Origin of the sequence: Paraburkholderia dinghuensis (genome assembly GCF_003837865.1) — a bacterium.
GTDB lineage: Bacteria > Pseudomonadota > Gammaproteobacteria > Burkholderiales > Burkholderiaceae > Paraburkholderia > Paraburkholderia dinghuensis.
The window spans coordinates 329,174-339,135 of sequence record NZ_RQIS01000005.1 but is presented as its reverse complement, the minus strand read 5'-3'; the positions used below and the strand labels follow the sequence as shown (position 1 = coordinate 339,135).

Annotated in this window: 9 protein-coding genes; 5 read left to right on the top strand and 4 right to left on the bottom strand. The window is 66.7% G+C overall.

Features of this window, described 5'->3' with window-relative positions:
• From D1Y85_RS09450 to D1Y85_RS09440, 3 genes are all read left to right on the top strand, one after another.
• A partial coding sequence (locus D1Y85_RS09450) for an aromatic amino acid lyase (protein ID WP_185218939.1) occupies positions 1-620 on the top strand: 620 nt, incomplete at its 5' end.
• A 19-nt stretch (positions 621-639) separates the two neighbouring features.
• Positions 640-1,335: a histidine utilization transcriptional repressor HutC gene (gene hutC / locus D1Y85_RS09445; RefSeq protein WP_124150776.1), complete on the top strand. Its 696-nt coding sequence runs from the start codon at positions 640-642 to the stop codon at positions 1,333-1,335.
• A 233-nt stretch (positions 1,336-1,568) separates the two neighbouring features.
• Positions 1,569-2,225 carry a hypothetical protein gene (locus D1Y85_RS09440; protein ID WP_124150775.1) on the top strand — a complete coding sequence of 219 codons (657 nt, stop codon included), beginning with the start codon at positions 1,569-1,571 and terminating at the stop codon, positions 2,223-2,225.
• A gap of 14 nt (positions 2,226-2,239) precedes the next feature.
• Here D1Y85_RS09440 and D1Y85_RS09435 read toward each other — a convergent pair whose 3' ends face one another.
• Positions 2,240-3,109: a LysR substrate-binding domain-containing protein gene (locus D1Y85_RS09435; protein WP_124150774.1), complete on the bottom strand. Its 870-nt coding sequence runs from the start codon at positions 3,107-3,109 to the stop codon at positions 2,240-2,242.
• Positions 3,110-3,228: 119 nt separating this feature from the next.
• Here D1Y85_RS09435 and D1Y85_RS09430 point away from each other — a divergent pair, with 119 nt between their 5' ends.
• Entirely contained in the window at positions 3,229-4,479 is a 1,251-nt protein-coding gene (locus D1Y85_RS09430) for an aspartate aminotransferase type Ic (RefSeq protein ID WP_124150773.1), read from the top strand.
• 309 nt (positions 4,480-4,788) lie between these two features.
• Complete coding sequence (locus D1Y85_RS09425) at positions 4,789-6,714, top strand: DUF3857 domain-containing transglutaminase family protein (protein WP_124150772.1); 1,926 nt, start codon at positions 4,789-4,791, stop codon at positions 6,712-6,714.
• Between the two features lie 40 nt (positions 6,715-6,754).
• On the opposite strand, the gene D1Y85_RS09420 is transcribed toward D1Y85_RS09425, so the two are convergent.
• The 3 genes from D1Y85_RS09420 to glgA form a co-directional block, all read right to left on the bottom strand.
• Positions 6,755-7,216: a hypothetical protein gene (locus D1Y85_RS09420; RefSeq protein ID WP_124150771.1), complete on the bottom strand. Its 462-nt coding sequence runs from the start codon at positions 7,214-7,216 to the stop codon at positions 6,755-6,757.
• A 135-nt stretch (positions 7,217-7,351) separates the two neighbouring features.
• Complete coding sequence (pdxY, locus tag D1Y85_RS09415) at positions 7,352-8,215, bottom strand: pyridoxal kinase PdxY (protein ID WP_124150770.1); 864 nt, start codon at positions 8,213-8,215, stop codon at positions 7,352-7,354.
• 175 nt (positions 8,216-8,390) lie between these two features.
• Complete coding sequence (gene glgA, locus D1Y85_RS09410; RefSeq protein WP_124150769.1) at positions 8,391-9,863, bottom strand: glycogen synthase GlgA; 1,473 nt, start codon at positions 9,861-9,863, stop codon at positions 8,391-8,393.
• Positions 9,864-9,962: the final 99 nt, after the last annotated feature.

Below are 9,962 nucleotides of genomic sequence, written 5' to 3'. Positions count from 1 at the left end.
AAGCGAACGCCGTGTCGGACAATCCGCTGATCTTCCCGGACACGGGCGAAGTGCTCTCGGGCGGCAACTTCCACGCCGAGCCGGTGGCATTTGCCGCCGACAACCTCGCGCTCGCGGCCGCCGAGATCGGCGCGCTGGCCGAGCGGCGCATCGCGCTGCTGATCGACGCGACGCTCTCGGGGCTGCCGCCGTTCCTCGTGAAGGACGGCGGAGTGAATTCGGGCTTCATGATCGCGCATGTGACGGCCGCGGCGCTCGCCTCGGAGAACAAGACGCTCGCGCATCCGGCATCGGTCGATTCGCTGCCGACGTCGGCGAACCAGGAGGACCACGTGTCGATGGCGACGTTCGCCGCGCGCAAGCTCGCCGACATCGCGGAGAACACGGCGACCATCCTGGCGATCGAACTGCTCGCCGCGGCGCAGGGCGTGGACCTGCGCGCGCCGCATCCGACGAGCCCGGCGCTCGCGCGCGTGATGCAGGCCGTGCGCAGTGAGGTGCCGCATTACGATCTCGACCGCTATTTCGCGCCGGATATTGCGGCGATCGCGCGGATGGTGCAGGGCGGGACGATTGCGGCGCACAGTCCGTTCGGGTTCGAATCGGAAGCCGCGGCATAACCGCCGGGAGAGCCGCGCGATGAACGCACCCGCGTATCAGGGCATCAAGGACTTCATCCTCGCGCGCATCGATTCGGGCGAGTGGGGCGAGGGCGACCAGGTGCCTTCGGAGAACGAACTGGCGCGCGAGTTCAAGGTCGCGCGCATGACCGTGAACCGCGCGCTGCGCGAGCTCTCTGCCGAACAGGTGCTTACGCGCGTGCAGGGCGCGGGCACGTTCGTCGCGCGGCCGAAGTACGAATCGACGGTCGTGGCGATCCGCAGCATCTCCGACGAGATCGCCGCGCGCGGCCATCGCTATCGCGCACACGTCCTCGAGATCGGCGCGTTGCGCGCCAACGCCTCGCTCGCCGGTGAAATGGAGATTGGTGCGAGCGACATCGTGTTTCATTCGCGCGTGCTGCACTTCGAGAACGACGAGCCCGTGCAGCTCGAAGAACGCTGGGTCAGCCCCGTCGCGGCGCCCGACTACGTGGAGCAGGACTTCACGCAGACCACACCAAACCAGTATCTCGTGCGCGTCGCCCCGTTGCAACGCGTGGAGTACCGCATCGAGGCGCTCGCGCCCGAGGGCGACACGCGCGAGTATCTTTCGATGAATCAGGCCGAGCCGTGCCTCGTGCTGCACCGGCGCACGTGGTCGCGCGGGGTTGTCGCGTCGGTCGCGAATCTCTGGCATCCGGGCAGCCGCTACCGGTTCACGGGTCATTTCTAGCGGGTCTCGCCACGCAGCAGGCTTGCGCCCCGGTAAAGCGGCATCCGTTCCCTTTTCTCTCGTGCCGATCCGCTTTTTGTCACGCGGGTTGCGTACTGCCGCGTGCAACGGCTAACCTTCTTTCACCGGCCCGGATGGCGACGCATCGTGGCACAGCGCGCCCCGGACCCCGCCATTGGTGCGGCTTCAGGCTGGGATGTCGCCGCGCGCACGAACGAGGGAGGATCCGGTCGATGGACGATACCGGCGCTAGGCTCTTGCCCGTATGGCGCGCGAATCTTGCGCTACTGACCCGCCCGGTGGGGGCGGCCACGCGGCTTGCACGCATGATGACGTTCTCGTCGAGCTACATGAAGCTGATCCTTTCGGGGCAACGGGACTTCAGCGGCGAGTTCGTGCGCGGCGTCGAAGCCGTGACGGGGCTGCCCGAGGGATGGATGGACGTGCCGCATTACGCGGGTGACGTACCGCCCACGGCGCGCGAATCGATCGACAACGAACGGCCCCGGGCGCGTTTTCGCGGTACGGCGCATCCCGTGCGCAAGCCGCCGGTGTTGCGCGCAGAGCCGATCTTCGGTCTGAGCGCGCCGGCCAGACGCGACGAGGGCTCGGCCGACATCGAATCGCACCGCCGCATGGCGGGCGTGCGCAAGATCCGCGATCTGGCCGTGCAGGACGTGCGCAGGCTCGAACGCCATCTGAGCGTGCCGCCGGTCGAGCCGAACATCTTGCGCGCGCGAATCGAAGACGCGATCGCGGCGACCGACCCCGACGGACGTGTTTGCGCGGATCTCATGGGCCGGGTCGAGCAGATCGAGAAGCATCGAGAATTGCTGTTGCGCCACGTGTCGAAGCTCTACGAACTGCTCGCGCGCCTCGGCGACGAATGAACGCCGCGCCCGCGCTAGACGCGCAGTTCCGTGAGGATCTGCTCGGCGAGAAAATCACACGGCGCCCGGTTCGAGCGAGCGCTGCGCGCAAGCACCACTTCGAGGTCGGGCAGCTTCGGTAATCCCTGTGCACGGCCGAGTGTCACGAACGTGTCCGGTACCGCGCAGCGCGCGAGGGGCGCAATCGCGAGTCCCGCCGCGACCATGCTGCACAACCCCATCAGGCTCGGGCTTTCATACGACGTACGATAGGCGATCTTCGCGCGCTCCAGCGCGTGGATGGCGTTCGCGCGCGCCACGCTGCCCGCGCCGAACAGGGCGACGGGCAGCGGGCGTTCGCGCCAGATTTCACGGCCGGTTGCCGCGCTGACGGCCGCGGGCGGCGCGGCCCACACCATGGGTTCCAGCCGGATGAATTCGCCCGGCAGCCCGCGCATGCGCGTCACACAGGCGAGATCGATCTTGTTGTCCTTCACGAGCGGCGCGAGCGCGCTGCTCGGCAATCCGATCACCTGGATCTCGACCTTGGGCCAGCTCGCGGAGAACTTGCGCAGCACAGGCGGCAGCAGCGACGACGCATAGTCGTCGGGTACGCCGATCGACACGCGCCCCTTCACCTCCGGATGTGCGAGCGTGGCCCACGCTTCGTCGCGCAGCGCGAGCATGCGCCGGGCGTAGGCGATGAGCGTGTGTCCGTCCTGCGTGGGCGTGACGTTTCGTGGCGCGCGAACGAAAAGCGGCTTGCCGAGCGACGCTTCCAGCGCCCGGATCTGCATGCTCACCGCCGCCTGGGTACGATGCACGAGCGTTGCGCCGCGCACGAAGCTGCCCGCGTCGGCCACGGCGACGACCATCGCGAGCACGTCGAGATCGAGGGTCTTCATCGATATAAGAAAAACTGATTCAAAACATCAATATAACGCGTTTGTCTGAACATAAGGCCGACGCCATACTGAGGCTCCACTCATTGAGCGCGCCGCGTGACGGCCGGAACGACATGCTAATGACGTCGCCAGATACTTTGACTTACGAACGATTCAGGGAACTGAAACTGCACCTCGACATGTCACGCGGCAAGCCCGCGCCCGAGCAGCTCGATCTCTCGCGGGCGCTGATCGAGACGGCGCGCGAGACAGGCCATCTTGCGCGTGACGGCTTCGACTGCCGCAATTACGGGCTACCTGCCGGGCTGCCCGAGGCACGCGAACTCGGCGCGTCGTTGCTCGGCGTTCCGGCCGCGCAGGTGATCGCAGCGGGCAACTCGAGCCTCGAACTGATGCACGACGCACTCGTATTCGCGCTGCTCCATGGCGTGCCGGTGGGCGAGGGTAGTGGTGCCCCGTGGCGCGCACAGGGTGAGATCGCGTTTCTGTGTCCGGCGCCCGGCTACGACCGTCACTTTCAGATCTGCGAGGCGCTCGGCGTGCGCATGATCGCCGTGCCGATGCGCGACGACGGCCCCGACATGGACGCGGTGGAGCAACTCGTGCGCGCCGACGCGTCGATCAAGGGTATCTGGTGCGTGCCGCTTTACAGCAACCCGACGGGCGCGATCTTTTCGGGCGACGTGGTGCGCCGTCTCGCGTCGATGCCGACAGCCGCGCCGGATTTCCGCCTGTTCTGGGACGACGCCTACCGCTTCCATCACCTCGGTGATGAAAGGCTCACGACACTCGACGCGTTGCAGGCTTGCACTGAGGCGGGTCACGCGGATCGCTTGTTGATGTTTGCGTCGCTATCGAAGGTGACGTTTGCTGGCGGCGCGCTCGCGTGGTTCGCAGCGTCGCCGCACAACGTAGCGTGGTGGCAGCGGCATACGGCGGTTCGCAGCATCGGCCCCGACAAACTGAACCAGTTGCGTCATGTGCGTTTCGTTCGCGATCGGGCGACGCTCGAAGCGCTGATGGAGCAACATCGCGCGCTGCTCAGACCGAAATTCGACGCAGTCGATGCCGTATTTCGCGCACGTCTCTCACGCGTGCCGGGCGTGCGCTGGAACGTACCGCGCGGTGGCTATTTCATCAGTCTGTATGCACCATCGGGCTGCGCGCGGCGTACGGTCGAACTCGCGGCGCTCGCCGGGCTGATCCTCACGCCAGCGGGGGCGGCGTTCCCGTACGGCGTCGATCCACAGGACAGTCATTTGCGCATCGCGCCATCGTATCCGTCTCTCGAAGACGTGCGGCTCGCCGCCGAGGGTATTGCGCTGTCACTGCTGCGTGCGATCGAAGAAGGGTGCAGCGCGCCCTCGTAATTCGCCGTTCGCGGGGGATGGGCGCGGTCAGCGCCGTGCGCGTCGATGTGCTACAACGACAGACGTGGTTATCGTCGTCGGAGGTCGAGGTGCATGCAGTCTCCGCTGAACTGAAACGCACGCTCGCAAAGCCAGGGCGCGACGCAATCGTCAGATCGCCGACCGGAAGGACGCTTTTCGCCGGCGCCGACCAGTTGGTTGAAAAGGCCGAAAACGTCGCCCACAGGCTCGGGTCGTGCGCCCGGCGTGCAGTTCAACTTGCGCGTCGGCTGGCGGCAATCTCGTCGCCCGGCGCGGTGCGCGGGCAGCATGTTCGCGCGTAGGTTTGCGGTTGCGTCGCCTGGTTCCGGCGCACTTTGCCTCGCGCTGGCGGTTGCTGCAGGACCGGCGCTGGCACAAACACCCAACGCACGCGACCAGAGCGACGTGATAGTCGAGGCACCGGTCACACTTGAACGCGACGTACACTTGTTCATCGTCCAGAAAGACGGCTCGATCGTCGAACACGACGATTATGTGATGCGTGCGAACACGACTGCTGGCGTCGATCAGGTGGCAGAGCGCTATGTCTGGTTCAATAAGGAAGCCGAAACAATAACGAACCTGTCGGCCGAAACCATCGGGCCGGACGATGTGGTTCATCCTGTTGGCCCGGAGGGCATCCGCGATGTGCAGGAGCCGCGCCCGGCGGGCGCGCCGACCTTCGACGAGGGTGTGCTGCGCGCAGTGATCTTCCCCGGCGTGCAGCCGGGCTCGCGGGTGCATCTATCCTTCGGCAAGCGCCGGACGAAGCCGCTGGAAAGGGGCGCGTTTGCGTATTCCGTCGAACCGACGGGCGAGCCCGTCGAGTTCCAGCGACTCATCTTCGATCTGCCCGCCGACGTGCCGCTCTACGTCGATGCGCGCGGGTATGTCGCGCTCCCGCCCGTCACCGAAAATGGCCGCACGCTCTACACGTTCGACTACCGGCATGGACCCTATGCGCCGCTCGAACCGGGCGCGGTGGGCTACGCGAACTGGGGCGACCGCCTGATGGTGACGACCCTGCCCAACTTCGCGGCTTTTGCCACGCGCTATCGTGAGGCGGCCGCCGATTCGAGTGCAACCGATCCGTCGATTGCGGCACTCGCGCAAGCGCTGGTCGCAGGCACGAACGGCCCGCGGGAAGCGGCGGCACGCATTTACGACTGGATGCGTTTCAACATCCGCTACGTGGCGCTGTTTCTCGGTGAGAGCGCGACCGTGCCGCATCGCGCCGTCGATATCCTGCGCAACCGCTATGGCGACTGCAAGGACCATGTCGCGCTGTTCACCGCGCTGCTGGCGGCGGCGGGCATCCGTGCAGAAGCGGCGCTGGTGAACATCGGCCCGGTCTATACGCTGCCCGCAGTGCCGGGCTACGGCGACGCGGGGATCAATCACGTGGTTACGTGGCTGCCCGATCTCGGACTGTTCGCGGATACGACATCGGGTGGCGTCGCGTTCGGCTATCTGCCTGCAGGTGTGATGGACCGGCCCGCGCTGCTGGTGGACGACGGCGTGCTCGTGCGCACACCCGCGACGCAACCGCATGCGCGCGACGCGAAGCTCGCGATCGGCGTCGGCGGTGATGGCGACGCCACGTACCGCTACTACGTCGAGGACGACGGCGCGACTGCGGAACTCGAACGCAACACGTTTCGCCGCGCGACGCGCGAGGCCGCGCACCAGCTGGCGACGCAACGTTTGCGGCAGACAGGACTCAACGGCACGGCACGCATCACGACGAGCGCGCCCGACGCGACCTCGGGTCCGTTTTCGACGACGACCGAAGGCACGCTCGACCATTTCGTATGGCCTGATGGCACCACGGCGCTGCCTGCGCTATCGAGCTTCTCGGGCGGCATCGCCACGCAGATCGACAACTGGCTCGCGCAGCCGCGCCGCACACAGCCGTGGACCTGCATCGGCGGAGAGTTCGACGAGTCGTCGCAGATCCGGTTGCCCGCCAATGTGCGCGTGACTGACATGCCGCACGATGCGAGTGTGCAGGGCGCGGCTGACGCGCCGCTCGCCTATTCGGCGCACTACGTGTTCGATACGGCCTCGCGCACGGTGCAAATCCTGCGCCACCTTACGGCGCGCTTCGGTCATCAGATGTGCTCGGCGGAGGAATTCGCGCAGATGCGCGACGCGCTGGTACGCATCCAGCGCGATACGCACGCACAAATCGTTGTGCGCGCGCAGGGCGGGTGATCAGTGACCGAGCGGCGTCAAGGGAATGGCGCCGGGCGGCTCAATGACCGCTCTGCATTTCCATCAGCGTTTCGCGAAGCTGGACGAGCGGCCCCTTCGTGTCTTCGTCGGCCCAGTCTTCGAGATCGTCGAGTGCGCGGTTGCAGCCGTCGAGCAACACGTCGAAATCGACCGGCACGCCGTTAGCCAGCGCGAAGCGCAGCGTTTCAGTGAAACGCTCGCAGTCGTCGTCGCCGTATGCAATGTCGAGGTTGTCAGCGATCGTCTGGGCGATGTCGCTGCGTGCGCGGTCGCTTTCGTCGACGAAATCGATGATGCCGCGCGCCACTTCGGGCGCGTGATAGAGCGCGATGTCGAGCCAGATTGCTGCGTCGAAGTCGGGTTCGTGGGTTTGCGTCTCGAAGTATTCGATGGCTTCCTGCTCGTGCGTCACGCCGGCGTCGACGTCAAGGCAAAGCTGCTCGAAATGTTCTTCCTGTTCGCTGCGGATAGGGTGGGACATCGGTCAATCTCTTCAATCGTGGTGCGCAAGGCGCGCGGCCGGCATTATAGGCTCTGGTTGAGCGAGCGGGCCGAATGCAGCACGCCGTATGCCGCCCGCGCGTGTGCGGGCGCGCCGTGTCTCGGCGAGGCTATGTCAAACCGTATCGACGGCCCACGCGTCGAACCACTCGCGCGGCCGCGCGATCTGATCCTGTGCGGCGACGATCTCGAGCTCGTAGCGGCCCGCGTCCCACGTCGTCTTGACCACGGCGTTGACGGCGGCGAGCGTGTGCTCGAGCGCGTGGCGCAGCGGGTCGCCGAGCATCAGCCGCGCGACGAACACGGCACTTGTCACGTCGCCGACACCGACGGGCTGCCGCGCGAACGGATAGAGCGGACGCTGTGCGACCCACGCCTCGTCTGGGGTCACGACGAGCATGTTGAAACGGTCGGCGGGGCTGTTGCGGTCGAGCAGGTGCTTCACGAGCATCAACGCGGGGCCGCGCCGAAGCACCTCCCGGCACGCGATGACCGCTTCCTCGGTGGTTTCGATCTCGCGGCCGACGAGGCGTTGCAGTTCGCCGTGGTTCGGCATCAACACGTCGGCCACTTCGGGCATGTTCTCGACGAGGAATGCCTCGATACCCGGCGCCACACTGCAGCCGTCGGCGGTGCCCATCACCGGGTCGCAGAAATAGCGTGCGTGCGGGTTGGCTGCTTTCACGGCGCGCACGATGTCGATCACGGCCTCGGCCTGTTCGGGCGCACCGAGGTAGCCCGAGAGCACGGCGTCGCAGCGCGGCAGGGCGCCGATGGCGCCCATGCCGTCGACGAGGTCGGACATCTGCTGTGCGTCGATCGCGCTGCCGGTCCAGTGGCCGTATTGCGTGTGATTGGAGAACTGCACGGTGTTCAGCGGCCAGACGTTGATGCCGAGCCGCCGCATCGGGAACACGGCGGCGCTGTTGCCGGCGTGGCCGAACACGACGTGCGACTGGATGCTCAGGACGTTGATCATGGTTGATCCGCTGGATTCGCTCTCGCTGACGGCGACGGCGCCCGGGTCGCGTTGATTGCAATGCAACAACGATAACCGAATTCCACGCGTGCAGTCGACTGGCTTGTGCAGGCTTTGTTGTACGCGGCGGGCAGCGTGTTCGAGGCGAGTGCGACGAGTGTGGCGAGTGCGGAATTCAGAGCAACTCGCGATAGAGCGCGAGATACCGCTGGGCCGAAGCCGCCCAGCCGAAATCCTGTTGCATCGCGTGAGTGCGCGTGTCGCGCCAGTCGTGGCTGCGTGCATAGAGCGCGAAGGCGCGGCGGATCGCGGCCGTGAGCGCGTCCGGTTCGAAGCGCTCGAACACGAAACCGGTGGCGAGGCCATCGGCGAGATTTTCGAGCGACGCGTCGACGACGGTGTCCGCGAGTCCGCCGACGCGATGCACGAGTGGCAGCGCGCCGTAAGCGAGCGCGTAGAGCTGTGTGAGCCCGCACGGTTCGAAGCGCGAAGGCACGGCGATCACGTCGGAGCCTGCGACGATCGCATGCGCGAGCGTCTCATCGAAGCCGAGTTCGACCGCGACCGCGTCGGGGTGCTGGCGCGCAGCGCGCGTGAAGCCCTGTTCGAGGCTCGCATCGCCGGTGCCGAGCACGACGAGCTGGCCGCCGCGCGAGACGATCTCGGGCAGGGCACCGAGCAGCAGATCGAGGCCCTTCTGTTCGGTGAGGCGGCTCACCACGCCGAACACCGGTGCGTCGTGTTTCTGCGCCAGCTTCAGGCGTGCCTGCAGCGCCGTCTTGCAGCGCAACTTGCCGCTCATGTGGCCGGCGGAATAATGCATGGCGATCGATCCATCGGTGGCTGGGTTCCAGACCGTGTAGTCCACGCCGTTGAGGATCCCCACGAGATCGTGCGAGCGGCCCCGCAGCAGCGCTTCGAGGCCGCCGCCCTGGGCGACCGTCTGGATCTCGCGTGCGTACGTCGGGCTGACCGTCGTGATCTTGTCGGCGTAGTAGAGACCGGCTTTCAGAAACGACAGTTGTCCGTAGAACTCGACGCCGTGCATGTCGAAGAAATCGCTGGGAAGGCCGAGATTCGCGAACTGCTGTGCGGGAAAAATGCCCTGGTAGGCGAGGTTGTGAACCGTGAAGACCGTACGCGCGAGCGAGCGGCCGTGCGGCAGGCCGCGCTCGCGCGCCGCGGCGCGCAGGTAGGCGGGAACGAGGCCCGCGTGCCAGTCGTGCGCCTGCACGATCTGCGGCGCCCATGCGGGATCGGCGTGCTGCACGAGTTGCGCGGCCGCCCAGCCGAGCAGCGCGAAACGCTGGGCATTGTCGCCGTAGGGGACGTGCTCGGCGTCGAGATACGGGTTGCCGGGGCGCGAGTAGAAGGCGTCGGCGCGGATCATGTAGACGGGCAGATCGCTCCCTGGGACGCGGCCTAGTTCGAGCGACGCCTGCGGCGCCCCAAACGTGCGTTCGAGCCGCGCCACGGGATGCAGATCGGCGAGTCCCTGCGCGATGCTCGCGAAGCCCGGCAGCAGCAGACGGGCGTCGGCACCCTGTTCGATCAGGGCGGCGGGCAGGGCGGCGGTGACGTCGGCGAGTCCGCCGGTCTTCAGGAGCGGATAGAGCTCGCTAGCTACATGCAGGACGCGGATGGTCATCGCTCGGGTGTCCTCTCGGTGCTGGGCGACGCGGTTCAGGGTTGGTTCGGGTTCGCTGCAGACGCGCCGGCGCACCGCGCGCCCGATGAGCCGTGCCTG

What these genes read in the sequence shown, in the direction of transcription:
- hutC (WP_124150776.1), top strand. Translation starts at nt 640, where the DNA reads ATGAACGCACCCGCGTATCAGGGCATCAAGGACTTCATCCTCGCGCGC.
- D1Y85_RS09440 (WP_124150775.1), top strand. Translation starts at nt 1,569, where the DNA reads ATGGACGATACCGGCGCTAGGCTCTTGCCCGTATGGCGCGCGAATCTT.
- D1Y85_RS09435 (WP_124150774.1), bottom strand. Translation starts at nt 3,109, where the DNA reads ATGAAGACCCTCGATCTCGACGTGCTCGCGATGGTCGTCGCCGTGGCC.
- D1Y85_RS09430 (WP_124150773.1), top strand. Translation starts at nt 3,229, where the DNA reads ATGACGTCGCCAGATACTTTGACTTACGAACGATTCAGGGAACTGAAA.
- D1Y85_RS09425 (WP_124150772.1), top strand. Translation starts at nt 4,789, where the DNA reads ATGTTCGCGCGTAGGTTTGCGGTTGCGTCGCCTGGTTCCGGCGCACTT.
- D1Y85_RS09420 (WP_124150771.1), bottom strand. Translation starts at nt 7,216, where the DNA reads ATGTCCCACCCTATCCGCAGCGAACAGGAAGAACATTTCGAGCAGCTT.
- pdxY (WP_124150770.1), bottom strand. Translation starts at nt 8,215, where the DNA reads ATGATCAACGTCCTGAGCATCCAGTCGCACGTCGTGTTCGGCCACGCC.
- glgA (WP_124150769.1), bottom strand. Translation starts at nt 9,863, where the DNA reads ATGACCATCCGCGTCCTGCATGTAGCTAGCGAGCTCTATCCGCTCCTG.